Source organism: Arcicella sp. GW822-FHT02H01, from assembly GCF_058802005.1.
Genome location: NZ_JBXANT010000001.1, coordinates 4,199,470 through 4,225,846, shown reverse-complemented (window position 1 = coordinate 4,225,846; position 26,377 = coordinate 4,199,470). Strand labels below are relative to the sequence as shown.

Sequence of the window (26,377 nt, the reverse complement as noted above, 5' to 3'; positions counted from 1 at the left end):
TATTATATTCATGACAAAATATAATCATGATAATCAGTGAATTTAGAGGATGAATGGAGCTTTGAGCTTTGAGCTTTGAGCTTTGAGCTTTGAGCTTTGAGCTTTGAGCTTTGAGCTTTGAGCTTTGAGCTTTGAGCTTTGAGCTTTGAGCTTTGAGCTTTGAGCTTTGAGCTTTGAGCTTTGAGCTTTGAGCTTTGAGCTTTGAGCTTTGAGCTTTGAGCTAAGGAAAATTCGAATCTTGTATAGGTAGTTCCCGAAAGATTAAGTTTTTCCCACTTTATCTACTCTTGTTGGTATTTTTACGGAACCGCCTAAACCAACAAAGCAGAAGCCTAGAAAATCTCTCCTTCCTATTAGGATGCGATTTAAGTCACACCCTAATAGGAATATCCTGTACTTCTGCACTTATTGAGGTTTTTATAGGATTTCCCAGACTAACAAGGTGGGTGAATAAGGGCAGAAAATTCCCCACTCACAATTCAAAACTCCTCATCCACAACTCCCTACGCTTTTGCTACAGATTTTCTAGGAAAAGATTTCAAGGCTATTAATAAAGCAATAATCGTTAAAACTGCTGCCATCATAAAGGCTGCTCCCGGGAAGAAAACAGGTGCATTTTTTGCTGAGAAATAAGCAAATAAATTAGACGCTAACAATGGACCGAAGATGGTTGTTACACTTTGTAAACTGGTTAACCCTCCCTGTAATTCACCTTGTTCATTAGCAGGTACTTGTTTAGAAATCATACTTTGTAACGCTGGTCCCGCAATACCGCCTAAGCCAAAAGGAATCATAAAAGCATACATCATCCAGCCTTTGGTAGCTAAAGCAAACAAGGCAAAGCCTGCTGCATAGAACAATAAACCTACCATGACAGAGTTTCTATTACCCAATTTTGGATTAATAATCCTATTTAAACCGCCTTGTACGATAGCAACAACCAACCCTACAAAAGAAAGTGAGTGCCCTACTTCAGCGGCACTCCATTTAAACTCTTTCATGGTGAAGTATGCCCAAGTACTTGGATGTGTTTGTCCTGCCAACTGCAAGCAAAAAAATGCACCAACCAAGCCTAATACAACTGGATATCGTCCTAAATTTTTTAATGAACCAATAGGATTAGCACGTTTCCAATCGAAATCTCTTCTATTTTCTACTTTCAATGATTCAGGCAATACAAAATAACCATATAGCCAATTCAAAAGCGTTAAAGCTGCTGCTACAAAAAATGGAACTCTTGCTCCTATTTCACCTAATTCTCCCCCAATTACTGGACCTATTACAAAACCAACCCCAAAGGCAGCGCCAATCATACCAAAGTTTTTAGAACGGTTTTCATCATCTGAAATATCAGCTATGTAAGCATAGGCTGTGGTGAAGCTTGCCCCTGTGATACCTGCAATGATTCGCCCAACAAACAACCATGCGATAGTTGGTGCAAAACCCAGCAGAATGTAGTCTAATCCAAAGCCAAAAAGTGAGCCTAAAATAATAGGACGACGACCATACTTATCACTTAGTCCACCAAGAATGGGTGAAAAAATAAATTGCATACAAGCGTAGGCAGCCATCATAACACCAGAGTATTGTGATGCTTCGCTTAGACCTTTACCAGTAAGTTCTTGTAATAGTTTAGGTAAAACAGGCATAATAATTCCTATTCCTAAAACATCAATCAATATAGTAAGGAAAATAAATACAATAGCAGGGTTTCGTTTTGCTGACATGAGAAAAGAAGTGAATTCACAGATAATAATTATGTAGCAAGTTAAGCATTTTTTGTAAAAGAGACAGCCTTTTGCTTTGAAGGCTCTCTATCACTGGCATGATTTTAATATATCCTTTATATGTGTAATAATCATAAATTATGTAAGTCAATTCATTATTTTTCATTTTGATAGATAGCCAGAACTGCTTGAAATTCAATACCAATGTTGTGTCAGCATTATTTTTTAGCCTCACATGATGATGTACCCAGCTTGTTTAAGCGTTAAAGGTTGCATAGTTTTGTGAAAATCGGCTAATATTATTTGTTACTAATAGATTTAAAAACCAATCTATTTTCCTTTTTTGTTTTGCGGTGTAAGTCCTTTCAAGCTTCTGTAAACTAAACATAATTAACTAATTCCTTGCTTATTATTTTCTGTAAAAACATGAAAAAACTATCAAACTTATTTGTAGTCATTTTAGTGGCTTTGGTTTCGGCGTGTGGTGTTACGCCAGATATTCAACCAACAACTGTGGATAATACTTTACCTGCTGCAACGGGCGGACTAGATGTCACCTTTACAGACCCAACTATCAACTCAACATCATCGGTTGTAGCGGCAAATGGGGATAATGTAAACGTATCGTTGTTAATCAAGAAAACAGCATCAGGAGGAAAACCTCGAATCCTTCGGGTTTTTGTAGAAACTACTGCGAATTATCGTCCTGCCAATGCCACACCTTTGTTTGAAATTAAATTGAAAAATAAAGACGAACAAACACAAACGATTGACTATACTGTTTCGCCAACGTCAGGAAAAGTTTATATCCATTTTGATGTATATGATAATACGTCAACAGATGCCAATAGTACTTCTGCGAATGTAACGCGTAGAACCTTAGTCGTGAATGTTTCTTCTGAAGCCCAAATTGCTTCTTGGACTTCCCTTACTTTGGGGGCGCAATCGAATGCAGCAGGTTCAAGGGTAACTTCAGCTACAGGCGATATTTATAAAGTGTGTGATTTAGATTCAAACATGAAGTATGTAGATATTACGTATGCATCTGTGGGTTCACCTGTCAAATCAACGTTGATGTCTAACCCAGCCAGAAGTGCTAGCTTTAGTTTAAGTACCACAGCAACTGCAACTGATTGTTCAGGTTCTTATACGGGCGGAGGTTCACCTACTTATTTTGCGGTAGCACCTACTGCTGTAGACTTTGCCACTGCTAATGATGTAGCATTGGGAGCTTTGAGTATCTCTAATACTGCTCCTCAATTTATTGCTGTTGAATCAGGCAAAGTATATGCCTTCTTGAATGGTAGAGGTAAAAAGGGGCTTATTAAAATCAATAGTATCGTAGCGGGTGTAGCAGGCACTATTAATTTCGATATTAAAGTACAGAAGTAAAGCGAGGATATTTCTTTATTTAAAAAACGGTTGTAGTATTTATTTACTACAACCGTTTTTTTTGTAGGGGTTATCACAACATCAATTGTCATAGCCACGTATAAGCCACTATTATATCGTTGATTATCAACATCAACAAAGGTTTCCATACGCTTTAAATAAATATGATACTGACTATTTTCACTTATTTGCTTGTTTTAACACAAGCTAGTACTTTCGTCATTAAATAATAAACACTTACTTAAACTCTTAAATTATGTTTCATAAAAAAACCTCTTTGCTGATAATGATTTTTCTCATGGTCAGCCTCCTCTCTAAAGCCCAGTATGAAAAAGACACTAAATTTTGGCAAGTAGAGGGTACCTTCAGTGGAAATATTACCTCTAACGACACTAAAGGGGCAACATCTTTGACTACTGACCACGCAAACCACACGATAGCGATTGGCTTTAAAAGAGCTAAATTCAGTGAGGATTTTTTGGCAAAGGGCTGGTTGTTGGATTATACCCTACAATCAAGCACTTACTCTAGTAGTAATTCATCTACAAACAACAACTATTTTCATACCATAAAAGCAGGTTATTTTGTAGATAAATTTAAGCCATTGAATAAATCATTAGCGATTTATGGAGAAATCGTAGGGAAGGTTGGCTATGGATTCAGAACGGGCAATATTACCTATACTTATGACTACAATACTTATCAGCTAGAAGCAGGTGTGAACTTCGGAGCACGTTATTTCTTAAAGAAAAATCTATTTATCAACGGGCAAACCTCTTTGGTAAATTTGAATTTACAACATTATAAGATAGGTACAGAACAGCAGACGAATTTAATGCTCAATAGTATCATGAATGTAAGTTCATTATCTATTTCAATTGGCAAAACATTCTAAATCCCTATTAAGATGAAATCAAACATACAATTTATATACATTTTTGCTATCATATTGTTAGCGAATACTTATTCAAAAGCCCAGTTTAATGCTGGCGATTCTTTTCTGCAAGGCTCATTGAATGTTAATCAATCCTTGAGTTCAAGCAGTAATATGGCGGGACAAAAGACCTATGCAATTGGGGTAGACTGGGGGAAATATAGCACTAAAAATACAGCCCGTATTCTTTCATTGAACATCAATTACACGGATCAATCTTATCAAACTTCAGCACTTCAAAACAAGGTTCTGAATATTGGTTTGAACAAAGGGCATGAATACTATAAAAGTATCTTTGGAAAAATCGGTATTTATGGTCGTATTATGGGAGGTGTAAATTATGGAAATTTGCAATCTAAAACACTCCAAAATAGCGGTTCAGTCAATTATACCCAACAAACTACTAATAGTCTTGGATTAAATTTGTTTGGAAATGGAGGAATAATGTATCGTTTAAATGATAAATGGGCATTTACGGGTAATTTACTTAACTTGAATGTTGCTAATTTAAATTATGCGTGGACAGACGGGAGAATATCTCCTCTTCAAGGAGGAACCACCGAAAACTTCACCCAAAAACAATTTAATTATAGCTTTACTCCTAGCCTTGCATTCTCTTATGGGTTGGGTATTAGGTATGTAATAAAGTAAGTGTTTTTCCTTTTAGGGTGCGACTTAAGTCGCACCCTAAAAGGAAAATAATAATCAATACAAAACTTATTATAAGGACATATTCAGAATAACTCAATTTTACTCCTCACCTTTCAATACCTTAATATCCTCAATCAAATGCTCGATATCTAAGGGAATTGTTCCATTATAAATTCCTCTGATTCTCAGTTGCTTGTCTACTAATATAAAGTTTTCAGTATGCAGGAAATCATTCTCTTGTTTCTGAACGCCTAAATTTTCATCTGCAAAATATGATTTCCTCGCAAGTTGGTAAATGGCTTTCTTGTCGCCTGTCAATAAATTCCATTTTGGTGTGTTAATTTTATGGGTTATAGCATAATTCTTTAAAACGCTTACACTATCACGATTAGGCATGACACTATAAGACATTATCCACACGCTACTATCATTAGGAAAAGCTTGCGATACTTTTTGCATAGATTCCATCAACCTTGGACATAGACTTGGGCAAATCGTAAAGAAGAAATTGGCTACATGGATTTTACCTAATAAGTCTTTTTCGTTGATATTCTTATTGTCTTGATTCTGAAATTGAAAAGGAGCAAGTTTATGCGAGACCTCCTCAGCCTTCCAAACAGCCGTAAAATCAGGCGTATTATAAAAAGGCAGTTGCTCTTGTTTAGGGCTTTTACAACTCCAACAAATTAGAGCCATACACAAGGCGATAATGTAGCTAGTTTTCATTCGTAACTGATTTTTCATTCTTACTCATACAGCCTTTAGCACCCAATAAGCCAAATCGTCGACCATTTTTCACTTCATAGTTCGCTTTTATCTTGCCATCATCAAACCACATTTGTTGTACACCCATCGGTTGTCCATTTTCATCATAATTGCTTATTGTAAAAAGCTGACCATTAGGATACCATTCTTTATGTGTTTTGATAGGTACGTCATTATCAAATTCATATTCAAATCGTTGTTGTCCTTTTTCCCACCAAGCTTCATGTTTGCCTGTTTTATGATTTTTTGTAAAGTACCTACGCTCTTGTATCTGCCCATTTTCAAACCATTTCTCTGACAAGCCATCTAATTTTCCTGCTGAAAAATATTGTTTTGATTGTATTGTATGGTTTGTATAAAACTTTAAAACGGCTCCAGTAAATGGCTTGTCTTGATAATACAGGTATTCTTCTTTTTGATGGAATAGTTTATCATCCCAAGAAATTTCCTCTTGGGATGAATGGCATGCCACTGTAATAAAAAGCAATAAAGTGATAAATTTTACCATTGAAATAAAACAATCATCGGTTTAATAGCCTTGCTAAACTTATTTACTCACTGTTCCAGATGTTCCATAAAAGCCTGTTCCATTGATATAAGGGTCAGCATCGGTAATATGGTAGTGGTAAATACCAGCGGGGAACTCGGTAGTAGCATGCGAATGCCCATGTAAATTATCTAAATCAGCATTGGTTACGGCTTTTCCATTTTCTACTGGCCCATATACAGGAAATCCATCGAGCAGTAATCCTAAAAAAGCACTTTTTCCATTTTTAGTGGTTAGGTAAGCAGGTTCTTGATGATAATGATATTGACCCGTTTGCTGGGGATGTCCCAAATATTGGTCAAAAGAATTTATTTCGTTGGTCAAAGGCTGATTTGGCCCTGCATATTGATTGAAAAAAGGAATACCATTCAATGAAACCCCTATTGGTCCTAAAGGCGTAGCTGCTGAAGCACTAGCTTTGGTTGGGTGTAAGGGTATTTTAAAAACCAATGCTTGCTCTGAAATGCTATTCGGATTTATACTAAACTTAGTATTGGTGCCATTATAGGCTTCATAACGCGCATCGGTTTTGGCAAAATACGGACTCTTATGGTCTGGAATACCATTGCTCCGAATCACCAGATAATCTCCTTCCACAGTGGCGGTAACGCTAACACCCGAGAACTTATTTTTAATGACTGAAATATCCACATCCGATGTTGTAGTAGTTGGTGTGACGCTAGTATCATCGCTTTGTTTACAAGCTAGAAAAATAATTGAAAGCACGATTAATGAGTAATACTTCATAGTTTTAATGGGTTAAGTTAATTATTCTGGTCTTCTTCCTTCTTCACCTCTTGGTGGCGGAGGGCCACCTTGATGGCTCATTTTTGCTAAAATCTCTGATAGTAGATGGTCTAGCAATATTTTTTGGTCTTTATTACAAATCGTATTTCTTACTTTCCTAAAATGATTTACCGTTACTAAATCTTGTTTGACAATGAGCTGGGCTATTTTTTCAGATAATACCTGTGTTTTTACAGTATCTTCGGGCGAACCAACCATTTGGAATAGCTTATTTTTCAATGGCAATATTTCCTCATTAATTGCCCTCAAGTCACGTTGATGTTCATTAATAAGTACATCATACTGCTCGCTCTGAGCCTTGGTAAATTGAAGGGTTTTCTCTACCAGCTTTCTGACTTCCTGTCTATCATGATGTGGAGGTCTTCGGTGAGAAAACCAAACCGTTCCTAATAGCATGATATTCATCACCACCAAGAAGCCGATTATCCAATTATATTTATTTTTCATGGTTCATACACATTTTGAGTGCCTGATATGCCTAAATAATTGCCTAATTCTTCTTTAGTCATGGTAGGCTGGCTATTACTAATGTAAATTTTACTGATAGTCACTATATTAAAACCCACAATGAACATACATACCGCTAATTTTGCATAACTCATCCAAGGCATTATCACTGGCAAAGGACGCTGATTAATACGATTTTTGATTTTGGCATACAAATATGGATTCGACGATACTGGTTGTATCTTATCAATACTCTCCAGTGTTTTGAATATTTCTTCTTCTATATTTTTCATATGGCCCTTATTTTTCAGTTTCGTAATATTGTTTTAGTTTCTTCTGCAAACTTTGTTTTGCCCTAAAAATCAAAGACTCAATGGATGAAACGCTCAGTTCCATCACTTCTGCAATTTCTTGATAACTCAATCCATCAAGCTTATGAAGTGAAAACGCAACTCTTTGGCGTTCGGGCAGTTCATCTATTTTACTAAACATTAGGTTGGTTCTTTCCTTATTTTCAAGCAATACACCAGGGTGGTCTGTTTCGATACTGCCTACAGTGTTGATTTGGTCTTCTAGTCCAAATAAGGATAAAACAAAGCTCAATCGCTTCTGCCTTTTTTGTTTCCTCAGATAATCCAATGATTTAGTCACCGCAATTCTATACAAGAAAGTAGAAACCTTGGCTTCGCCTCTAAAAGAATGTATCGATTCGTAAAGCTCAATAAAAACCTCTTGTGCTAAATCTTCAGCTTCTTCGACATTCCGCAGAAAGCCCAGACAAGTATTAAATACTTTGTCTTGGTACTTTTCCACTAAAAATCGAAAAGCTGCTTCATCAGCATTTTTTAACTTTTCTAACAGTTCGGTTTCAATCATTAGCAATAATCGAGGTTCATTTATTCTTTAGATGTTGTTTTTAAAAAAAACTTGCGGTCTTTTTTAAAAAAATTTTATTAAAGTTGAATTAAGGTATTGTAGCGAAAATGTGAGACATACTGAGTTTTTCTTTAGACTAATAAGTTTTAGAAGTTTAATATTTATTATCGTTCTGTCCTTACTTTTCTTTTCTTGATAAAAGAAAAGTAACAAAAGAAAATCAAGAATTCCTAAACTCGCTCCGCTCAAACAGTAGGAATTCGATATTCATCAATCATAAACAGGAGTCCTCCTGAATTTTAAAATCACAAAAAGCGGTCTAATAAGTTGTTAGACCGCTTTTTGTGATTGAGAGACAACGAATTCCTACTGTTTGAGCGGAGCGAGTTTAGGAATTCTTGATTTTTTTACGGTCCGCCGTCGCGGTTACTTTTTGTATCAAGACAAAAAGTAAGGACGAGAATAAATCAAAAAGACTTTGAAATCTTGAAAAACTCGCTATTTTATGAGAAAATTGAGATAATTTATATTATCAATGATTTTACTCTACAAAATGCCAACAAACACCTGCGATATCTATGATATTAACTTCTATGCCATAAGGTTGTTTGGATACCTCTCCTATTTTAATACCGAATTTCTCTGGCAGTTTCTTTTCTAGTACTGTTATTCTAAATGCTTCTGCATTATCTATTTTCACACTCAACATATAGTTTTGGGCAAAAGCAATGTCATCAAATCTTTGTAAAATAAACTTACAGCCGTCTCTTTCAAAACCAGCATAATCTGATTCCTGCCAGTTGATATTAAAACCTAATTCTTGAAAAAATTGCTTTGATTTTTCAAACTCTTTTCCCGAAGGAACAAATGGTTCAAGCGATAAAAATTTCATAGTATCTGTTGGGTTGTTTGTTGATTTAAAATTAGAAAGAATACTAATAGCTAAGCATGAGAAACCATTAAATATTTAAAACATTCATATTCAATTATTTATAATAGAATTTATTTTATTGTTTCCTTAAATAGCTATGACTACGCTTAAAATATTGAATATTTTTTTGTATCAACCTTAAAAATCTTACCTTTGTAATCATCTGATGATATGATGTATAATAACATGAGCTTAATTAATAAAAAAACATTAGCAGAAGAAGTAGCCGATAGGCTAATTGAGCAAATTTCTTTGGGCAATTATAAAATTGGTGATAAACTCCCAATTGAGTCTGAATTAATGAAACTCTTTGGTGTCGGGCGTTCTAGTATTCGTGAAGCTATCAAAATTTTATCTATCCAAGGCTTATTAGCTGTTCAACAGGGCGTTGGTACATTTGTGGCATCCGATAAAATTCAAGAGTCGCTCAATGACCAAATGGGTCGTGCAGAAATAGCGGATGTTATTGAAGTTCGCTCTTTACTAGAAGTAAAGATTGCCGAAAAAGCCGCCTTAAATCGTACGCCTAGTCAATTAAAAACAAGTAGTAAATGGCTAAGTCTTAGAAAAAAGTTTGCAACAGAAAATGATGTTCAAAATTGTATTCATGCAGATGTAAATTTTCATATCTCTATCGCCGAAGCTTGTGGGAATCCGATACTAACAGAGATTTATAAAACAGCGAGTATTCAAGTGACAAAATCGTTTGCAAGTATTAATCAAAATACTGACAACTTCAAGGAATCACATTCACTACACGAAGACCTATTACAATGGATTGAACTTCAAAATCCTGAAAAAGCAGCCTCCGCTGCCAACAGCATTATTTCAAGATTATAATTTTCACCCTTATTAATAATTGACTTTAATTTTATTCAAATTCATCTGATGATATGATGAAAATAAACTTTAATACCGATGAATAGTACGCTAACAAAAACAGCCTCCCCTGCTACCAAACAAATCGTTTATCAGATATTGTTTGCTATAAGCTTTACTCATTTTTTAAATGACCTTATTCAATCAACCATTCCTTCGTTATATCCTATCTTGAAAGGTGAATTCAAACTTACGTTCGCCCAGATAGGCGTTATTACATTAGTTTTTCAGCTTACGGCTTCTATCCTACAACCTTTTGTGGGGATTTATACAGATAAAAAGCCTAATCCAAAATCATTGGCCATAGGCATGACGCTTTCATTAATAGGATTGATTTGTCTGGCTTTTGCCAATCATTACTATTTAATCCTGTTATCGGTTAGTTTTATTGGCATGGGTTCATCTGTTTTTCACCCTGAGGCATCGCGCGTGGCACAATTGGCTTCGGGTGGTCAGAAGGGATTAGCACAATCTATTTTTCAAGTGGGTGGCAATGCTGGCAGTGCTGTAGGGCCTTTATTGGTAGCTTTAATTATTCTTCCCTTAGGACAAAATTATGTAAGTCTTTTTGCCATTGCAGCCTTCGTCGGTATTATTGTGTTGCTACGCATTGGGAAATGGTATGGAGAGAAAATTGCTGCTAGAAAAACAATTGCTAAGGATAATTCATCAGTAATAGTATCAGAATTACCTCGCAAAAAAGTAATATTTTCTATCGCTATTTTATTGGCGCTTGTGTTTTCTAAATACATCTATTTAGCCTCAATGACCAATTATTTCACCTTCTTCTTGATAGATAAATTTCATATCTCTGTAAAAGAGTCACAATTATATCTTTTTATGTTTCTTGGCGCTGTTGCTATTGGAACAGTGTTAGGTGGTGGACTGGGTGACCGTTATGGTAGAAAGAAAATCATTTGGGTGTCTATATTAGGTGCCGCTCCGTTTACGCTTTTCTTACCTTATTTATCGTTGTTCTGGACGATTGCTTTTGCAGTAATCATCGGGCTAATCATCGCCTCAGCCTTTACAGCAATATTAGTATATGCTACTGACTTGATGCCAGATAAAATTGGTTTGGTAGCGGGACTATTCTTTGGGTTTTCTTTTGGGATGGGCGGTATTGGCTCTGCGGTATTAGGAGCCTTAGCAGACTCTACAAGTATTGCCTATATCTTTAAAATATGTGCATTCCTGCCGTTAATGGGCATTATTACTAGCTTATTACCTAACCAAAAGCCACATGTAAAATAAAGGGTTAACGGAATTATAATCCGCATCCATCAAAAAAGCAGTCAGAAATTAGTTTTCTGACTGCTTTTTTGATGGATGTTTACTTAACAATATTGATACGGAAAGGTTAATGTAAATGCTGTACCTTTTCCTTCTTCGCTTTCAAAAGTTATTGTTCCACCCAATTTATTGGTAAATTCTTTGGTAATATTCAGCCCCAAACCTGTTCCTTCTATCGCCAATACATTATTGGCTCTGAAAAATATCTCAAATAAATTCTTCTGGTCTTCTAAAGGAATACCTATGCCATAATCTTTGATAATTATGGTAAAATTATGCTCGTTAAAATTCAATGCTAGACTAGGATTAGCCGCTCCTTTTGAATACTTAAAGGCATTATCAACCAAATTACTGATAGCATGATTTAACAAAGAGGCATCTGAATAAATCACTTTGCTTGCTAAGGGTATAGATAAATCAAGTTTTCTAAGGTCTTTTCTATCTGAAAAATATTGTGAGTTGATTTCATTTACTAACGCTACAATATCGATATACTCTAATTCTAAATTGAGCTTGTCATTCGCTGTTTTTTCTAATAAAAGAACATCTTTTAGCATTTCGGTCAAACGAGTAGACTGAAGCGTTACCCTATTAAGATGATGTTGTATTTTATCTTTAATGTCGATATTATTAAGCATATTAGTATAAATACCCAAAATATCAATGCTGGTAACGATGGTTGCAAGGGGTGTTCTAAATTCGTGTGAAGCAAAAGAAATAAAGCGTGATTTTAGTAAATTGATTTCTTTTTCCTTCTCTAACGAAAGTTCTAATTGACGAAGTTGTTTTTTGGCTTCCTCTGCATTTTTTCTTTCAGTAATATCGATTAGAATGCCGTTAAAAATAACTTTTTGACCAATAGCGGTAGGGCTTGAAATGCCTTCAAACCATTTAATTTCATTCTTTTCATTCAGAATCCTTCCTTCAAAATGCCAATCAGATTGCGTTTGAACAGCTACATACATAGAAGATAAAAAAGCTTTTTTATCTTCATAATAGATGTGTTTTGATAAATCTGTCTCGTTAATATCAAATTCAATTCCGAAAATATCAGCCATTTTAGAGCTTAAATAAGGGAAATGAGTTGACCCGTCTGCTTCAACACATAACTGATAAACAACCCCTGGAACACTCTTGGCTAAGTTTTTAAACATTAATTCACTTTCGCGCAATTGTTCTTCTACTAATTTTAGCTCGGTGATGTTAATACTTATGCCTATCAATCTATCCACTTCTCCCTGCTCGTTAACCATCGGTATCTTAGATAATAAGTACCATACTCTTTTCTTGCTAGGGTCATCAATTAATGTTTCTTTGTTAATAATAGCATTGCCCGTTTTGAATACAGTTTGATCTTCCTCTATAAATATTTTAGCATATTCTTCTGTAAAAGTTTCGTAATCGCTTTTGCCTAGCCCTTCTTTTTCTTCTTTAAAACCTAAGTATTCAAGCTCGGCTTTGTTAATTAAAGTCTTTCTTGACGCTAAATCTTTTACATATACGTTCAAGGGTAAATTATCAACTATTGTTCTGAGTAAATACTGTTCACTTTTAAGCAATTGTTCTGCTTTCTTTCGTTCAGTAATATCCCTAAAATTCATGACGATTCCTTTAATAGAAGGCTCTGCTAGTTGGTTATTAAAATGAGTTTCAATCCATAATAATTCTCCATTAGGTCTTGTGTATCTAAAAGATGCCGTCGGATTATAATTTGGTTTATTATATACTTCATGATAAATTCTACTAAGCTCTTGTAAATCATCAGGATGGATACTATTTACTTTGTACTCTTCAAGTGTACTTATACCAAATATTTTTTTCCCTCCAGGACTGATATCAGTCATATTGTTATTTATATCTACAATCGCAATTCCTTCTAAACTATTTTCTATCAAGGCTTTAAAACGCTTTTCCTTTTCTATAATATCTCTTTCTGCTTGTTTCTTTTCTGTGACATCCTGTGAAGTAATTCTTATTTGACTTGCTTTCCCTTCTTTATCTCTGATAAGTTTGGCATTCATTACGATGTATTTAATCCTACCATCTATCATGTTGATACGAAAATCAACATTCAAGTACTTATCCTCATTCATCATCAAGCCGTGTTGTTCTACTAACTTGTCCTTATCTTCTTCATGAACATAGTTTAGGGCATCGTCGAGGTTGAGGGGTGCTTGATCAGTGGCTATCTCGAAAATAGTATACATTTCTTCTGACCAGTGATTACTTTGCTCCATTAAATCTATTTCCCAATAGCCTAATCTAGCAATATTCTGAGCAGCCAATAATTGTTCATTTGTTTTCTGAAGGGCAAACTCACTGAGCTTTCTTTCCGTTATATCTTTACCATAACAAGCCGTTCCAATAATTTTATCTTCCATTTTCATGGGATAAAATGACACTTCTCTCCATAAATTTTGTTTATATGAGATATTATACTGTTCAGTAAAGGTTTCTCCTCTCATTGCTCTTTCATAATAAGCAGTGTAGAGAGCTAGATGGGCTGGCATAGAACTAAGCGTATCTAACACGTTTTTTCCTGTATAAACACTCTCCCCACAATAATCAAATATTAGTTTTTCAAAGGCAGCATTATAGGATATTAAACGAAATGACGTATCTATACTCCATACAATTTCAGGGGTATTATCAATTAATGATTTTAAATTTTTGGCATCAAATTCTTTTTGTTTTCTAGCAATCACTTGGTCATTGATATCTCTAAAACTCAACAAAATAGCCTCTATTCCCTGATTATGTTGTAGGTTATGTATTGATACTTCAAGCCATTTATCCGTATTATCAGCCAGCTTGATGCAAAACTCTACCTTATTTAATTCATCAGGGTTTGTAAACGATTTTCTAAAAGCCTGATTTAATAATTGTCGGTCTTCATAATGTATGTTGATATTATCTTTGATAAAGTCGATACTATCATCAGCATCAAAACCTAAAATCTTTTTACCCGTAGTATTTATTTCAAGAAAATTAACATCACTATCCAACAAAACATAGCCTTCATGACAATTTTCAATAATTGATAGAAATCTATTTTCTTTTAGGATGATAAGTTCTTCTTTCGCTTTTAAGATTGAAATATCCTTGAAGTAACCATGCCAAATAGTTGAGCCATCCGAATTACTTTCTGGGCTAGCAAATACCCGTAGCCATCTAACATCAATACCATCCTTGCATATTCTGAATTCGTAAAGCCAATTATTAAGTTGTTTCTGAGATGTTTGTAGTGAAGTAAAAAAGCCCTCATAATCATCATTGATGATAGATTGTAAGTATATTAAAGGATTGTTCTGAAAAATATCTTTATCAACATTAAAAAATATCTTTTCAATTACCTTATTGACATAAGGAAAAGAAATATCTCCTTCAGGGGATAGCACTAACTGGAACATCGCTACCAGCAAGTTATCATTTATATTTTCAAAATCTTGAGGGGCTCTTGATTCATTCTCCAATATATTCATCGGTACTTGATTGTTATACTATACAAATCATCTTTTATTGCGAGTAAAGTGGTTACTCGACCTAAAACATTTATAATCAAAGATTATACCATCTTTAACACCAATACTATTTACCTGAAAGATTACTTAATTTGTGATAATAACAACAAAAAAACGGCAATATTTTACTGGCAATTTACCAGTGCAATAAATCAATTCTGAACGGGTTATGTTTTTTTTTTGCTTTTGAAAACGAAGAAGTTTTTTTGTATTACTTTAATTCAATAAAGTAATACAAATTTTTAGTAGAGATAATTAAGGTGTATTAATCTAAGAAATAGCAGTATTATAAGGTGGTGTAGAACTATTTATTACCTGAATTTATGATATAAAATTTAAACTATAATTCATTTTTTAGTTTACGGTCAAAAAAATTAAAATAATACAAGACCTCATCAATTAAGTTTAATTTTTTTATCATATGTTAATTATTACAAAAATTGGCTACCTCCTATATTTTGTAAAAAATACGAGAGATAGCCAATTATAAGGTGATTGACTTTAATCAATTACTGAATCATTCTTTTTGGCAGTATCACTAGCCATTTGTTGGTCTTTTACTACTGCTTTAGTATAAGGCATTTTAGCATTTTGCCATGTCAGATACTCTTCTTTTGGTTGATTTCTGATAATGCTCAACCCTTTTTCAGCAGTGTTTGATGCTTGTTGTTTATAATTCCTGTTTATAGCTACATTTTCGCTAATAGGAAATGACTTTTTATTTTTTTTGGCTGCCGCAGCAGCTTTATTCGGATGTTTGTAATTGTGTGTGCTATACCCAGGATCACTTGCCGTAATCTCCTGAGCGAACGAACCATAACTTGCTAATGTTAACAAGGTCGCCCAAAAAACTTTTGTTTTCATGATGTTATGTGATTTAAGTTTGTATGTTTTGTTTCAGAATTTACTTGCTCTAAAAAATTGAGTATAAATAACTAGTATCAATTTCAATTATTAAAAACCTTAGAAAATTGTATTATTTACATTCAAAACTGTGTTGCTTTTTTATTCTAAACGTAAGATGCACACAAAAATTTTGACAAACAAATGTTCGATTTTGAGCGAGATGAGTGAGTTTTAGTAGCAAAAATTAATGATATTTTGTTTTTATTAAAGAATAAATATGAAATTAGAAGCTAATTTTGAGCAAATAGTTGGTTTTCATCAATAATACTATCGGATTGATACCTAAATACGTATAATCATGAAAAAAATATATTTTCATTGTTACCATTATTCAGTAGGTTTAAAATCAGACGAAGAAATATAACAATTTATACTTTTTAAAGTATTTAAGTATTAAATTCAACCTAAAACAACTCGATTTCTACTTAAAATAAAGCATCTAAGGGTGTATAAAACATAGAATCCCGAAAAATAAATTAAGCATTAATACTTAATTTATTTTTCGGGATTCTTGCAGAGAAAACACTTATAATTAATTTTCAAAAAAACGTTTTACTTGTTGTTGAGACTTTAAGCCTTCAAGAATATCTTTGGTAAGAGGTTTTGAAACATAAGAAATTACTTGTTCATAAGTACTAGCCTTGTCGAGGTCGTGCTGGTCAATCGAAGAGCTTACCATTACGACGTAGATTTGATTTTTCAACGCCTGTTTTTGCAAAGCTTCTAATAGCTCCCAACCATTCATCACAGGCATATTTATATCAAGTAGTATTAAATAAGCATCATCTCCATTGTTATTGATAATAAAATCAAACGCTTGCTTCCCATCAGCAAAGTTGATAGGAGCATCAGTAAGCCCACTTTTTTTTGCAATTATTGAGTGCAGGGTTTGCACCATCTTGTCATCATCAACAATTAATAAATTGAGTTTCATATTAAAATATTATTGTGGTCTGTTTTAATTGTGTTATTGATTTTTCTTATAATCCCATCGAGCTCATAAGCTGAATCAAGAATATTTTGAAGAAGTTCTTCCCTACTTATTTCAATATTATCAAAATCATTCAATAAATTGATAATTCCCATAATTCTAGCCACGGGAGCCCTAACGATATGCGATTGCATCCATGCAATTTCTCTGAGCTGTTTGTTCTGAGTTTCTATTTCTCCAAGATGCTTCTTTTGATCATTAATATCTTGAATCATCCCGTATATACGAATAGGTTTTCCTTGTGCCAATTCTACTCGTCCTTTGGCCCTAACCCAACGTACTTTCCCTTTAGCTGTCACAATTTGTACTTCATGGTCATAAGGAGTACCAAAATTGATTGCCTTATTTACCGCTTCTACAATGGCATCCCTGCTTGTCCCTTCTCTATAGGACAACATACTGCTTTCAAAAGTAGGTTCATAATCTATCGGCACTTCATGAATTTCTTTTGTGATTGAGCCCCAAGTTACTTTTTTGGTCGATAGGTCATATTGCCAACCACCTACACGGCCAATCTCGCTTGTTTCTTTTAGCAGGATTTCAAACTTTTTCAAGTCTTCTAAATCCTGAATCATGCCATATAATCTTACAGATTTTCCTTCTAAAGTCGCTACTCCACCCTTTACTCTTATCCATTTCTCATGCCCCTTTGCAGTAATAATCTGGGTTTCAAAATCAAAGTCTTTGGCTTCTGCTATCACCGTATCGATTAGCTTTCTAATCCTAGTTCTATTTTCACCTTCTCTGTAAAAATCCAATAATTCATCCACTTTCAAATCATAATCCAGCGGAAGTTCATGAATCTCTTTCGTGATTTTAGACCAAGAAACTGTATTATTTACCAAGTCTACTTCCCATCCCCCTACACGTGCTACTTCGCTAGTTTCTAATAAAATCCTTTGGTTAGTCTCCAGCGCTAATTCAATCTTTTTACGATTGGTAATATTTCTGGAAAACATTGCCGCCCCTCTTATCTTATCCCCATCTTTGATAGGGTTATAGGTGGTCTCACTCCATGCCCCCCATATTGAATCAAGTGCTGGGGAATAAGTCTCTACCGTAAAAGTTTCACCAGACAATACTCTTTCATATTGAAGTTGTCTATGCTGCTTTAGCTCCGCTAAAAATTGCTGATTTTGATGCATTGAATCGCCAGATTCAAGTTTCCAAGCTGCGATTTTGTCAATAAAATTCAAGTAAGCATCATTCGCTGCCAACAAGTTTTGGTTTTCGTCAATGCTCCAAACCAAATCATCGGTACTATTGATTAAGGCTGCCGTATTAGCCCGTTCTGTTTCAAGTAATTTTAAGTAAAGTTTTTGTTCAGTGATATCGTTGATTAGGGTGTGTTTGGCTTTTTTGCCATTATATTTTATGTTATGAGTCGTAATTAGTACACTAATCGTTTCTCCATTCTTTTTTATATGCCTCCACTCGTATTGATTAGCCTCAAATTCGTCATCAGCGTTCGTATAGTCGAGGTATTTATAAGCATCTTCTTTGGGACGAATATCCAACAATGTCATTTTCAAAAACTCTTCTCTAGTATATCCATAATGCTGTATGGCAGCCTCGTTGATTTCTAAAAAAGCAAACGTTTCAACATCATATATCCACATGGGCTGTGGATTTGAAAGAAAGAGTAACTTATATTGTTCTTTACTTTTTTTAATTTTCTCTTTATCCTTCTTTCTTTTGGTAATATTTCGGGCATTTAGTACCAGTTTTTCTACCTTGCCATCTTCATAAATCGGATGAAAAGTAATATCCATCCATTGCTCATTATACCATTCAGTAGCGGGCATATAAATATCTACTGAAAAAGCATTTCCTAAAAATGCTTTCTGGCTTTGTGTCTTAAACAGTTGGATTAGCTCTTCGGTATAGAAGTTTTTCAACAAAAAACTTTCTCCTACTTTTAACGTCTTTCCAGTATGTTTTTTGATGGCATCAACATAGGTTTTATTAGCAGAAATCAGGTTTAGATTTCTATCTACACACCATATATAATCGTTGGTGGCACTTAATAATACCTTTAATTGGTTTTTTTCGAAAAGTAATTCGTCTAAATTAAGTTGATTTTGTTCAATTAATTCAATCGTTTTTTTAGCAAATGTTTTGAAGATTTTTTGCTCCTTTTCTGTAAGCTCTACCAAAGATGGATGGAGCAAAGTAATATGTCCTAACATCAGACCTGAAGGCAGATATAGTGCTATACTTGAGATAGACTTAATCCCTTTTGCTAACAACCATGCATCTTGGGGATTATTAATCGTAAAAATTTCCTTTGAATCTCCTCCTTCATGTTTAAGCAAAAGAGGGCTTATAGGTAAATCTAAGCTAAATTGAATATTTTTAGCTGACTTACACCACTGCCTTTCTGTCTCCACAAAAGATAGACAAATGACGGATGAATCAAATATATTTGAAGCTACATCAAGAACAAAATCGAAATCGTTTTCCTGTAGTGCTTCAACTTGAATTGTAATAAATTCATTTGGCGGAGTGAAATTATTCATATCGAATTGAAAGCAGTTTTTAAAAAGACTAAAATAGTAGGGTAAGTCCAAATCAATCTCAATGCAAACTAATCAAAAAAAATGAAAAATATACGCTTTATTGTATTTAAGCAGATTTTTCATCACTTAAATTCATAATTAATAGCACAGGCGTAAATTTTTATTGAAAAAAAATAATGGAAATTTTGTTTAAAAGTTCATTTTATCATAAAATTCTATTTAATACAATAAATTAAAAATATAACTATTTAAAGATTCTATCATAGAGCCTTCTGGCAAGTAAATTTTTTATTTGAAAGATTTACCCTTAACATTACAGAAAAAAGAGCGACAATATACTAATCAATTTATAAGATAATGGAAAAACTTGAAATTGCTTTTCAAAAATTTGATGAATATAATAAAGCTGATAATAATATTTTCGTGTGGGAAGAAAAGGAATATCCACAGGAGTATTTTTTAGCACTACAATTATATCAATGGGTGTTGAAATTAGACCCTATTGCTACAGAAGCATTGTTACTCGCTTCACGAAGCCAGCATATTGGTCGCTGGGAAATTGCCCGAGAAACATATCCAGACGGAAGAGTAGGTTATTTAACGTGGCGTAAGGATTTATCATTTTTTCATGCTAAAAAAGCGAAAGAAATATTAATTGAGGTAGGTTATGAGGCAGAAGACATTGCGAAAGTAGAGAGGATTATTCTTAAACAAAGAATAAAAACTGACCCAGAGGTTCAGACAATGGAAAATGCACTTTGCTTAGTTTTTTTACAATTCCAATATGAAGATTTTCATCCCAAATATTCACCAGAAAAGGTAATTAATATTTTGAAAAAATCTTTATTAAAAATGGATGCCCACGGACATCAATTTGCATTGAACCTAACTTATTCGCCCCAAGGTCTGGCTTATATTCAGGAGGCTTTGAAATTATTGGCTGAATAATATTACAGACTATTTCAATAGGTTAATATTCCTTTTGAAATAGTCTTTATTTTTTATATGCTTTTAAAAGCCTACTCCAAACTGAAAACCTATGGTATAAGAGGTAGGCTTATCATTACCAAAACGAACAGGCAAAGGGACAGCTATAAAGTAGTTGGAATGCTTATTCTTTTTAACTACTTTATTTAGCACTGGCGTAAAACCGTATCTTCCGCCCGTTTCAAAGGCTGCTCTTGTTACTAAAGTAAGTCCATGCTTAAATCGAAACATTACACCTGGATGGAACAAGAAATTGTTTACCTTACTCACTCCATTTTCTGAACGAATCGTTGGGACAAATTCAAAACTGAATCCGATTTTATCACTTTTCAGGATATTAATGCCCGTCGGGAAGCCAATCGTATAACTTGACCCAAAATTTGATGTGCTCGTGCCATCAGCCGACCAAGTAGTAATGGGATGCAAAATGCCCATATAGCCTACAATTTTGGGATAGGTATTTTCTGGCGAAGGTTGTTGTGCAAAAAAGCTAAAAGACAAAGAAAGTAAAAAGATGAGGTAAGTAATTTTGTTTTTCATTGTAAGAATTAAGGATTGTTCCTGACAAAATTTCAAGAATAATCCTCCTCAAAATAGCACATAATTAACTTTTTGTATCAAACTTACTTTTTGTGATATTTTTTTTGAAAATCGATGGATTTTCGCCTGTATATTTTTTGAAGATTCTAGTAAAATGGCTCTGGTCTGAAAAACCTGTTAAATAGGCAATCTCTGTTAATGAGTGATTGGTATTACTCAATAGCTCTATCGCTTTTTCAATCCGCAGTTTGCGGATGTATTCTCCAAAAGATAGGTTTTCAAAATATTTAGAGAATTCTCTGGAAAGATAAGCAGGATTTACATCCAACTCTTTTGAAATTTCTTTCAGGCTTAAAGTCAGATTCGTGTCTATTTGGTCTTGAATAATATCCTTTAATTCCTTGGCCCATACAGGCGTCTTACGATTACTTTTGGTAGTGGGCTGAAAAACTTTCTGAAAGACATCCACTAAAAGGTTTTCAAAAGGATTCTGAAAATGTTTTACTGCTTGCAGGTATTTTGCCCAACTATACAAGCCATCATAAATCACCATGCCTTGTTTCAATAATTCGTGGTCATCTTGAATATTATGAGCCATGCCCGAGGCGATTGCCCATAATCCTGCTGATTGTGGTGCAATATCATGTCGGTCAGTATCGGCACCACGTACTATTACCGCCATTGTATGAACAGGTTCGTCATTGATATTGTATTTTTCAATCAAACAGTCGAAAGTACATAAGCCCAATTTATGGGATAATTCTACGTTCGGAACATCAAAAGGTATAGCTCCTATTGCTTCCGCTTGCTGAATTACGGCATCAAAAGGAACAAAAATAAATTCTGCCTCTGAGTCAATGTATTTTTTAATCAACCACGGGCAAGCTATTCTATCAATTTTTGGTTTTTCTCGGGTTATCCATTTCATAATGAACGATTTTGGGATGCGACGCCAAAATAAGAATTTATTCTCTTAATATTAAATTCAAAAATAAATACTCTACTTGTTTTGTAGATTTATTTAACTCTATTAACTTTGTAGGAAACTAAGAATTTAATTTTTTATGGAAATAGAATCACCGACTAATCTTGAACAAGTTGTTGAGAAAAAGAAGTCATCCAAAAACCCTTTTGAAGAAGCCATTATTAAGATTTGGAAACGTGAAAGAACACCTTATGAAGTAGCCATTCACTTCTTTAATGCACTAGCTTTGATGATTGTAGGGTATTTTATTTTTACCTATCTAACCATTCAAAATATTACTACAGGTTTACACGAAATCAATTCAGATATCCTTTATTACATCTTGGGGGGCTTTATCGCTCAAATGATTGACGGAGCTTTGGGAATGGCTTATGGCGTTACGGCTTCTACTTTTCTAGCGAACGTTGGGGTGTCGCCAGCAGTAATTTCAATGAGTGTTCATGCTTCTGAGATTTTTACGAGTGGCGTGTCGGGCTATATGCACTTAAAATTTGGCAATGTTAATTCCAAACTGTTTAAAGCTGTATTAATTCCAGGAGTAATCGGGGCAGTATTGGGGGCTTATGCACTTTCTACTTTGGCCGAAAGCTATATGCAATATGTAAAACCTGCCGTTTCTGTTTATACTTTAATATTGGGGATAGTTATTATCCGAAAAGCCTTAGTAAAAAGACAACAAAAGAAAAACATCAAAATGATTGGGCCATTAGCATGGTTTGGTGGTATGATGGACTCTATCGGCGGTGGCGGTTGGGGACCTATCGTTTCTTCAACATTGATTGCTTCGGGACGTCATCCAAAATATACGATTGGTTCAGTAAACTTAGCTGAGTTCTTTATCTCACTTTCGTCTTCGTTAACCTTCATTTTTGTGATTGGCTTTTCGCAATGGCAGGTCATTCTGGGCTTGATTCTTGGAGGTATCGTAGCAGCACCAATTGCGGCTCGCTTATCAAGTAAATTGCCAGTAAAAGCGTTGATGATTATGGTGGGTATTGTAGTAATCTTAGCAAGTTTGAAGAAACTTATTGGATAATTTCCTTCAAACTTAACTAAGTTACCTCATTAGTTTTTAGATATTAGTAATAAAAGGTGCCGCTCGAACATACTGATTTTCAAACAATTGTTTGATGATAAAATCAGCTAAATCGGTGGCACTTATTTTATCTCCTGTACAATCTTCCAAACTGACATCAGTATTGCCTCTAGCGTCTGTTTGTTCTATTAATGGCAATCTTATCAGCGTCCAATCGACATCACTATCTACCAACATTTCGTATTCTTTCTGTTTGTCGGCAGTAGTTTTCGGATAATTTTGCTTCATCCAGTCTGTCCCAAATTTGGTTTTAGGACTTTTTTTATCAAACGGCGTATCAACGTTTAAGCCTGTTGTAACGATATACCTTTTGATATTACATTCCTTCATTGCCTGCAATACGTTGCTGGTAGCATCTCCAAAAATAGAGCTTTCACCCACTGGTTGCCCTATGGTACTGATGACAGCTTGACAGCCTTCAACAAGGTTCAAAATAGCATGATAGTCGCGGGCATCGCCTTTGATGATTTCAATTTGAGCACTCTGGATATGAAAATTATCAGGATTTCTAAGCAGTATTTTGAAATGAAAACCTTGATTTAATAACGCTTGAACAAGGTATTTTCCTGATTTACCTGTACCACCGATGATGGCAAGTTTTATAGACTGTTGCATATTACTCTTTATTAAAAATTGAAAATATAAATTCAGACTGTCTTCAAAAGAAAACAATCTGTTCGCTTACGTTTTTGTAAGGCGAGGGTTTAAATCAATATTTTAAACAAAGAGTCTAATACGTGAAATTAGTAAAATAGCGTGATAATGTGACAAAGTTTATGTGTAAAATTTTAAACACAACATTTTAGCAGGTTTGTTTAGTGAAAGCAAATGAATAAATTTTCGATGAAGTAATACAAATTTTCAAGCGAATCACAGTAGTTTAACATAGCTTTGTTCTTTTGAAGAAAACGTATTAAAACCTTTATAATAAACTAAGAAAATGTCTGAAATATCTCGTCGTGATTTCCTTTATCAAGCAGGTTTACTAGCTTCTGCTTCTTTGTTTTCTTTTGAAAGTTTGGCTGCTAAAGTTCCTAATCTTCAATTAGCCTATTCTGCTATTACGTGGGGAGGCAAAGACCTTGATGCGATGAAAGATATTTCATCATTGGGTTTCAAAGGGGTACAGTTGCGTGCCAATGCTTATGATACGTACAAAACTAAAGTGCAAGAATTAAAAGATATTATTGCAGCTAATGGTTTAGTTCTACCGATGTTTTCAAGTGGTAATGTTGAAATTGACCCAGCGAAAGAAGCTAGTACGATAGATTATCACGTGGCTCATGCCAGTTTTGTAAAGGCGTTAGGTGGCACTTCTATTCAATTAACCAATTCGGTTCGTCCGAAAGACAGATTACCAAGTACGGAAGAATTAAAACGTTTGGCGTTCGTAATGAACGAAATTGGTAAACAAACTGCTGATTTGGGCATTCAGGCTGTGTATCATAACCACATGCACCAATTGGGCGAAACGCCAGAAGAAGTAGATATCATCGTTCAGGATATGAATCCGAAATACATGAAGTTATTATTGGACGTAGCCCATTATCATCAAGGAGGTGGCATACCTGCCAAAGCGGTATTACAATACAAAGACATCATCGGGGCATTGCACATCAAGGATGTGAAAAGTCCTCTAGCTGATAAGCCAAACGAGCCTAAAGCGTATAAGTTTGTAGAATTAGGACAAGGGAATGTCGACTTGAAAGCAGTATTCGATAATCTTCAAAAGATAAATTATAAAAAATGGGCGATTGTAGAATTGGATGGCGTACCTGAAAAAACACGTACTCCATTACAATCAGCAGAAATCAGCAAAGCATTTTTAAAAGATAAAATCGGATTTAAGATTTAGCTTTTTGATTGTCTCTTATAGTAATCAGCGTTGTTAAGTTCCAATCCTTACTATTAGCGGGTGACTTAAGTCACCCGCTAATAGTAAGGATTTTAAGTTATTGGTGTTCCTAAACCGCGGTCTGTGGCACACAGACCACCATACTTGACTTACTTGACTATCCTAATATCAAAATTAGCTTTGTGTTCTGTGTGCCACAGAACACGGGGAAAGATGAGCTTTCAACCATTTTCACTAGCGAGGAACTTAAGTCCCTCGCTAGTGAAAAAACACTGATTATCAACTACTTATATCCACTTTACTCCTTCACCTTCCTACTCATCTCTATCACTTCTACATCAAAGATTCTTTTGCCCTCTATCTTTAGCCTCACTGCTGTTTGCACTTTATGAAAACCATGCGTTCCTGCTGCTCCGGGGTTGATAAAAAGCATTCCATTTCTATGCAAATCTCTTTTTACTTGAAGAATATGCGAATGTCCGCACACAAAAATATCAGGTGTTTTTATCCTAAAACATTCCAATGCATCAGGCTTATAACTTGATGGTGCGCCTGCGATGTGCGTCATACCAATATTGAGTTCTTCGCAAGTAAAATGATTTATTTTTGGATAGATTTGCCTCACCGTAGCATCATCAATATTGCCATATACGCCTTGGATGGGCTTTAAGGCCTCAAGGGTATCCGAAACCGCTACGATACCCCAATCGCCCGCATGCCAAATATGGTCGCACCAGTCGATATGAGGGAAAAGACGTTCGTCAAGAAAACTATGAGTATCGGAAATAATTAAAATTTTTTGCATAATTTTCACTAAGTCGCCAAATCTTCCGTTTTCATTAAAGGAAACATAGAGGAATATTGATTATTAAAGATTAAATCTCTTGAATATGTATATTTGCATACATAAATTCTTTCGCAAAGATTGAACAAAAATAGTGGAATATACATTGTATAAATGTTTTTAAATCAAAAGACTGCCAAGTAAGTATTTCGAGATTTACTTGAGAAAAATAGAAAAATAAACCAGCTAATTTGTTGCTTTATGCCAGTGAAACCATTTGAAACTACCCTTTATGAAAAACTTAAACCGTTTTTCAGTATGCACAATTTTGTGCTGTTGGCAGATAAAAAACAATTTCGAAAAATTACCCCAACAGGCTTTCAGAACGTAATTTTTACGGCAACTCCTTATGACAATGAAACTTGGCTAGAAGTAAATATTGGCTGTAGAAACAACCAAGTAGAACAGATAGCCCAACAGTTTCTGGGGAATACGCGTGATTTCTGGTCAGATTCTAATACTTTAGTCATCTCAATTGGGAAATTTAACGATGCCAAATATTTTAGATATAAGATTTTGGATGAAAACGATTTGGATGATGTTTGTGAAATCGTGAAAGAGTTTCTGGAACAAAGAGGTTTTCATTTTATGAATGAGTCGGATAGCTTACCAGCATTAAATAATATTTTTAATCTACATCTTTCTAAGCCTTGTAAATACTTATACAATCAATTACATCGTAGTTATAAGGGCATCATCACCGCAAAATTGACACACGATAAACACTTTTTAGATTTATCGAACAAACACCGAGATATTTTGACGAGCAATGGTTCTAGTCCTGATGAACTACTTACTTACGAAAGATTACTAAGTTTTCTGTTATACCATTCTGTGAATTAAACCAGCTTTTATTGAAATTTTCCTAAATTGCATAAGGAAGA

General features: G+C 34.5%; 25 protein-coding genes. 9 read left to right on the top strand and 16 right to left on the bottom strand.

Features of this window, described 5'->3' with window-relative positions; all coding sequences use genetic code 11:
- Positions 1 to 503: 503 nt before the first annotated feature.
- The gene (locus AC1RNE_RS17620) at positions 504 to 1,727 is read right to left on the bottom strand and encodes a TCR/Tet family MFS transporter (protein WP_492802669.1); all 1,224 of its coding nucleotides are present in this window, start codon (positions 1,725 to 1,727) and stop codon (positions 504 to 506) included.
- Positions 1,728 to 2,153: 426 nt separating this feature from the next.
- Here AC1RNE_RS17620 and AC1RNE_RS17615 point away from each other — a divergent pair, with 426 nt between their 5' ends.
- The 3 genes from AC1RNE_RS17615 (at position 2,154) to AC1RNE_RS17605 (ending at position 4,704) form a co-directional block, all read left to right on the top strand.
- Positions 2,154 to 3,119, top strand: coding sequence for a hypothetical protein (locus AC1RNE_RS17615; RefSeq protein WP_492802668.1), 966 nt, complete (start codon positions 2,154 to 2,156; stop codon positions 3,117 to 3,119).
- 256 nt (positions 3,120 to 3,375) lie between these two features.
- Entirely contained in the window at positions 3,376 to 4,014 is a 639-nt protein-coding gene (locus AC1RNE_RS17610) for a hypothetical protein (protein ID WP_492802667.1), read from the top strand.
- Positions 4,015 to 4,026: 12 nt separating this feature from the next.
- Entirely contained in the window at positions 4,027 to 4,704 is a 678-nt protein-coding gene (locus tag AC1RNE_RS17605) for a hypothetical protein (protein WP_492802665.1), read from the top strand.
- A gap of 99 nt (positions 4,705 to 4,803) precedes the next feature.
- Here the strand turns inward: AC1RNE_RS17605 and AC1RNE_RS17600 are convergent, their stop codons facing one another.
- The 7 genes from AC1RNE_RS17600 to AC1RNE_RS17570 all read right to left on the bottom strand — a co-directional run bounded on the left by AC1RNE_RS17600 (position 4,804) and on the right by AC1RNE_RS17570 (position 9,038).
- On the bottom strand, positions 4,804 to 5,430 hold the full coding sequence (locus AC1RNE_RS17600) for an SCO family protein (RefSeq protein WP_492802664.1): 627 nt from the start codon (positions 5,428 to 5,430) through the stop codon (positions 4,804 to 4,806).
- Positions 5,420 to 5,977, bottom strand: coding sequence for a toxin-antitoxin system YwqK family antitoxin (locus AC1RNE_RS17595; protein WP_492802662.1), 558 nt, complete (start codon positions 5,975 to 5,977; stop codon positions 5,420 to 5,422). Before AC1RNE_RS17595 ends, AC1RNE_RS17600 begins: the two co-directional genes overlap by 11 nt.
- A gap of 39 nt (positions 5,978 to 6,016) precedes the next feature.
- Positions 6,017 to 6,763 (bottom strand): YHYH protein, encoded by a 747-nt coding sequence (locus AC1RNE_RS17590; RefSeq protein ID WP_492802661.1) that lies wholly within the window; start codon positions 6,761 to 6,763, stop codon positions 6,017 to 6,019.
- 21 nt (positions 6,764 to 6,784) lie between these two features.
- Complete coding sequence (locus tag AC1RNE_RS17585; protein ID WP_492802660.1) at positions 6,785 to 7,270, bottom strand: hypothetical protein; 486 nt, start codon at positions 7,268 to 7,270, stop codon at positions 6,785 to 6,787.
- Complete coding sequence (locus AC1RNE_RS17580; protein WP_492802659.1) at positions 7,267 to 7,563, bottom strand: hypothetical protein; 297 nt, start codon at positions 7,561 to 7,563, stop codon at positions 7,267 to 7,269. The genes AC1RNE_RS17585 and AC1RNE_RS17580 overlap by 4 nt, the downstream gene beginning before the upstream one ends.
- Positions 7,564 to 7,570: 7 nt before the next feature.
- On the bottom strand, positions 7,571 to 8,146 hold the full coding sequence (locus AC1RNE_RS17575; protein WP_492802657.1) for an RNA polymerase sigma factor: 576 nt from the start codon (positions 8,144 to 8,146) through the stop codon (positions 7,571 to 7,573).
- Positions 8,147 to 8,687: 541 nt separating this feature from the next.
- Positions 8,688 to 9,038 (bottom strand): VOC family protein, encoded by a 351-nt coding sequence (locus AC1RNE_RS17570; RefSeq protein ID WP_492802655.1) that lies wholly within the window; start codon positions 9,036 to 9,038, stop codon positions 8,688 to 8,690.
- Between the two features lie 225 nt (positions 9,039 to 9,263).
- Here AC1RNE_RS17570 and AC1RNE_RS17565 point away from each other — a divergent pair, with 225 nt between their 5' ends.
- Together AC1RNE_RS17565 and AC1RNE_RS17560 are read left to right on the top strand one after the other, a co-directional pair.
- Entirely contained in the window at positions 9,264 to 9,917 is a 654-nt protein-coding gene (locus AC1RNE_RS17565) for a FadR/GntR family transcriptional regulator (protein ID WP_492802654.1), read from the top strand.
- Between the two features lie 78 nt (positions 9,918 to 9,995).
- Positions 9,996 to 11,210: an MFS transporter gene (locus AC1RNE_RS17560; RefSeq protein ID WP_492802652.1), complete on the top strand. Its 1,215-nt coding sequence runs from the start codon at positions 9,996 to 9,998 to the stop codon at positions 11,208 to 11,210.
- 83 nt (positions 11,211 to 11,293) lie between these two features.
- Here AC1RNE_RS17560 and AC1RNE_RS17555 read toward each other — a convergent pair whose 3' ends face one another.
- The 4 genes from AC1RNE_RS17555 to AC1RNE_RS17540 form a co-directional block, all read right to left on the bottom strand.
- Positions 11,294 to 14,731: a sensor histidine kinase gene (locus AC1RNE_RS17555; RefSeq protein WP_492802650.1), complete on the bottom strand. Its 3,438-nt coding sequence runs from the start codon at positions 14,729 to 14,731 to the stop codon at positions 11,294 to 11,296.
- Between the two features lie 540 nt (positions 14,732 to 15,271).
- Positions 15,272 to 15,634 carry a hypothetical protein gene (locus tag AC1RNE_RS17550; protein ID WP_492802649.1) on the bottom strand — a complete coding sequence of 121 codons (363 nt, stop codon included), beginning with the start codon at positions 15,632 to 15,634 and terminating at the stop codon, positions 15,272 to 15,274.
- 574 nt (positions 15,635 to 16,208) lie between these two features.
- Positions 16,209 to 16,610 carry a response regulator gene (locus AC1RNE_RS17545; RefSeq protein WP_492802648.1) on the bottom strand — a complete coding sequence of 134 codons (402 nt, stop codon included), beginning with the start codon at positions 16,608 to 16,610 and terminating at the stop codon, positions 16,209 to 16,211.
- On the bottom strand, positions 16,607 to 19,186 hold the full coding sequence (locus tag AC1RNE_RS17540; RefSeq protein ID WP_492802646.1) for a PAS domain-containing protein: 2,580 nt from the start codon (positions 19,184 to 19,186) through the stop codon (positions 16,607 to 16,609). The genes AC1RNE_RS17545 and AC1RNE_RS17540 overlap by 4 nt, the downstream gene beginning before the upstream one ends.
- Positions 19,187 to 19,543: 357 nt before the next feature.
- On the opposite strand from AC1RNE_RS17540, the gene AC1RNE_RS17535 reads away from it, so the two are divergent.
- Entirely contained in the window at positions 19,544 to 20,134 is a 591-nt protein-coding gene (locus AC1RNE_RS17535; protein ID WP_492802645.1) for a DUF4202 domain-containing protein, read from the top strand.
- Positions 20,135 to 20,197: 63 nt separating this feature from the next.
- Here the strand turns inward: AC1RNE_RS17535 and AC1RNE_RS17530 are convergent, their stop codons facing one another.
- Both AC1RNE_RS17530 and AC1RNE_RS17525 read right to left on the bottom strand, forming a co-directional pair.
- The gene (locus AC1RNE_RS17530; protein ID WP_492802643.1) at positions 20,198 to 20,713 is read right to left on the bottom strand and encodes a hypothetical protein; all 516 of its coding nucleotides are present in this window, start codon (positions 20,711 to 20,713) and stop codon (positions 20,198 to 20,200) included.
- A gap of 64 nt (positions 20,714 to 20,777) precedes the next feature.
- A complete protein-coding gene (locus AC1RNE_RS17525) occupies positions 20,778 to 21,641 on the bottom strand; it encodes a chromate resistance protein ChrB domain-containing protein (protein WP_492802641.1) in 864 nt (287 codons plus the stop codon).
- A 136-nt stretch (positions 21,642 to 21,777) separates the two neighbouring features.
- On the opposite strand from AC1RNE_RS17525, the gene AC1RNE_RS17520 reads away from it, so the two are divergent.
- Complete coding sequence (locus tag AC1RNE_RS17520; RefSeq protein ID WP_492802640.1) at positions 21,778 to 22,734, top strand: sulfite exporter TauE/SafE family protein; 957 nt, start codon at positions 21,778 to 21,780, stop codon at positions 22,732 to 22,734.
- A 36-nt stretch (positions 22,735 to 22,770) separates the two neighbouring features.
- Here AC1RNE_RS17520 and AC1RNE_RS17515 read toward each other — a convergent pair whose 3' ends face one another.
- Positions 22,771 to 23,409 carry an NAD(P)-dependent oxidoreductase gene (locus AC1RNE_RS17515; protein ID WP_492802639.1) on the bottom strand — a complete coding sequence of 213 codons (639 nt, stop codon included), beginning with the start codon at positions 23,407 to 23,409 and terminating at the stop codon, positions 22,771 to 22,773.
- 325 nt (positions 23,410 to 23,734) lie between these two features.
- Here AC1RNE_RS17515 and AC1RNE_RS17510 point away from each other — a divergent pair, with 325 nt between their 5' ends.
- Positions 23,735 to 24,649: a sugar phosphate isomerase/epimerase family protein gene (locus tag AC1RNE_RS17510; RefSeq protein ID WP_492802637.1), complete on the top strand. Its 915-nt coding sequence runs from the start codon at positions 23,735 to 23,737 to the stop codon at positions 24,647 to 24,649.
- A gap of 298 nt (positions 24,650 to 24,947) precedes the next feature.
- Here AC1RNE_RS17510 and AC1RNE_RS17505 read toward each other — a convergent pair whose 3' ends face one another.
- A complete protein-coding gene (locus AC1RNE_RS17505; protein ID WP_492802635.1) occupies positions 24,948 to 25,454 on the bottom strand; it encodes a metallophosphoesterase family protein in 507 nt (168 codons plus the stop codon).
- Between the two features lie 240 nt (positions 25,455 to 25,694).
- Here AC1RNE_RS17505 and AC1RNE_RS17500 point away from each other — a divergent pair, with 240 nt between their 5' ends.
- Complete coding sequence (locus AC1RNE_RS17500) at positions 25,695 to 26,336, top strand: hypothetical protein (RefSeq protein WP_492802634.1); 642 nt, start codon at positions 25,695 to 25,697, stop codon at positions 26,334 to 26,336.
- Positions 26,337 to 26,377 lie beyond the last annotated feature (41 nt).

What these genes read in the sequence shown, in the direction of transcription:
- AC1RNE_RS17555 (WP_492802650.1), bottom strand. Translation starts at nt 14,731, where the DNA reads ATGAATATATTGGAGAATGAATCAAGAGCCCCTCAAGATTTTGAAAAT.
- AC1RNE_RS17545 (WP_492802648.1), bottom strand. Translation starts at nt 16,610, where the DNA reads ATGAAACTCAATTTATTAATTGTTGATGATGACAAGATGGTGCAAACC.
- AC1RNE_RS17585 (WP_492802660.1), bottom strand. Translation starts at nt 7,270, where the DNA reads ATGAAAAATAAATATAATTGGATAATCGGCTTCTTGGTGGTGATGAAT.
- AC1RNE_RS17590 (WP_492802661.1), bottom strand. Translation starts at nt 6,763, where the DNA reads ATGAAGTATTACTCATTAATCGTGCTTTCAATTATTTTTCTAGCTTGT.
- AC1RNE_RS17540 (WP_492802646.1), bottom strand. Translation starts at nt 19,186, where the DNA reads ATGAATAATTTCACTCCGCCAAATGAATTTATTACAATTCAAGTTGAA.
- AC1RNE_RS17570 (WP_492802655.1), bottom strand. Translation starts at nt 9,038, where the DNA reads ATGAAATTTTTATCGCTTGAACCATTTGTTCCTTCGGGAAAAGAGTTT.
- AC1RNE_RS17620 (WP_492802669.1), bottom strand. Translation starts at nt 1,727, where the DNA reads ATGTCAGCAAAACGAAACCCTGCTATTGTATTTATTTTCCTTACTATA.
- AC1RNE_RS17515 (WP_492802639.1), bottom strand. Translation starts at nt 23,409, where the DNA reads ATGCAACAGTCTATAAAACTTGCCATCATCGGTGGTACAGGTAAATCA.
- AC1RNE_RS17525 (WP_492802641.1), bottom strand. Translation starts at nt 21,641, where the DNA reads ATGAAATGGATAACCCGAGAAAAACCAAAAATTGATAGAATAGCTTGC.
- AC1RNE_RS17605 (WP_492802665.1), top strand. Translation starts at nt 4,027, where the DNA reads ATGAAATCAAACATACAATTTATATACATTTTTGCTATCATATTGTTA.
- AC1RNE_RS17615 (WP_492802668.1), top strand. Translation starts at nt 2,154, where the DNA reads ATGAAAAAACTATCAAACTTATTTGTAGTCATTTTAGTGGCTTTGGTT.
- AC1RNE_RS17595 (WP_492802662.1), bottom strand. Translation starts at nt 5,977, where the DNA reads ATGGTAAAATTTATCACTTTATTGCTTTTTATTACAGTGGCATGCCAT.
- AC1RNE_RS17510 (WP_492802637.1), top strand. Translation starts at nt 23,735, where the DNA reads ATGTCTGAAATATCTCGTCGTGATTTCCTTTATCAAGCAGGTTTACTA.
- AC1RNE_RS17520 (WP_492802640.1), top strand. Translation starts at nt 21,778, where the DNA reads ATGGAAATAGAATCACCGACTAATCTTGAACAAGTTGTTGAGAAAAAG.
- AC1RNE_RS17500 (WP_492802634.1), top strand. Translation starts at nt 25,695, where the DNA reads ATGCCAGTGAAACCATTTGAAACTACCCTTTATGAAAAACTTAAACCG.
- AC1RNE_RS17530 (WP_492802643.1), bottom strand. Translation starts at nt 20,713, where the DNA reads ATGAAAAACAAAATTACTTACCTCATCTTTTTACTTTCTTTGTCTTTT.
- AC1RNE_RS17610 (WP_492802667.1), top strand. Translation starts at nt 3,376, where the DNA reads ATGTTTCATAAAAAAACCTCTTTGCTGATAATGATTTTTCTCATGGTC.
- AC1RNE_RS17565 (WP_492802654.1), top strand. Translation starts at nt 9,264, where the DNA reads ATGAGCTTAATTAATAAAAAAACATTAGCAGAAGAAGTAGCCGATAGG.
- AC1RNE_RS17600 (WP_492802664.1), bottom strand. Translation starts at nt 5,430, where the DNA reads ATGAAAACTAGCTACATTATCGCCTTGTGTATGGCTCTAATTTGTTGG.
- AC1RNE_RS17580 (WP_492802659.1), bottom strand. Translation starts at nt 7,563, where the DNA reads ATGAAAAATATAGAAGAAGAAATATTCAAAACACTGGAGAGTATTGAT.
- AC1RNE_RS17560 (WP_492802652.1), top strand. Translation starts at nt 9,996, where the DNA reads ATGAATAGTACGCTAACAAAAACAGCCTCCCCTGCTACCAAACAAATC.
- AC1RNE_RS17550 (WP_492802649.1), bottom strand. Translation starts at nt 15,634, where the DNA reads ATGAAAACAAAAGTTTTTTGGGCGACCTTGTTAACATTAGCAAGTTAT.
- AC1RNE_RS17575 (WP_492802657.1), bottom strand. Translation starts at nt 8,146, where the DNA reads ATGATTGAAACCGAACTGTTAGAAAAGTTAAAAAATGCTGATGAAGCA.
- AC1RNE_RS17535 (WP_492802645.1), top strand. Translation starts at nt 19,544, where the DNA reads ATGGAAAAACTTGAAATTGCTTTTCAAAAATTTGATGAATATAATAAA.
- AC1RNE_RS17505 (WP_492802635.1), bottom strand. Translation starts at nt 25,454, where the DNA reads ATGCAAAAAATTTTAATTATTTCCGATACTCATAGTTTTCTTGACGAA.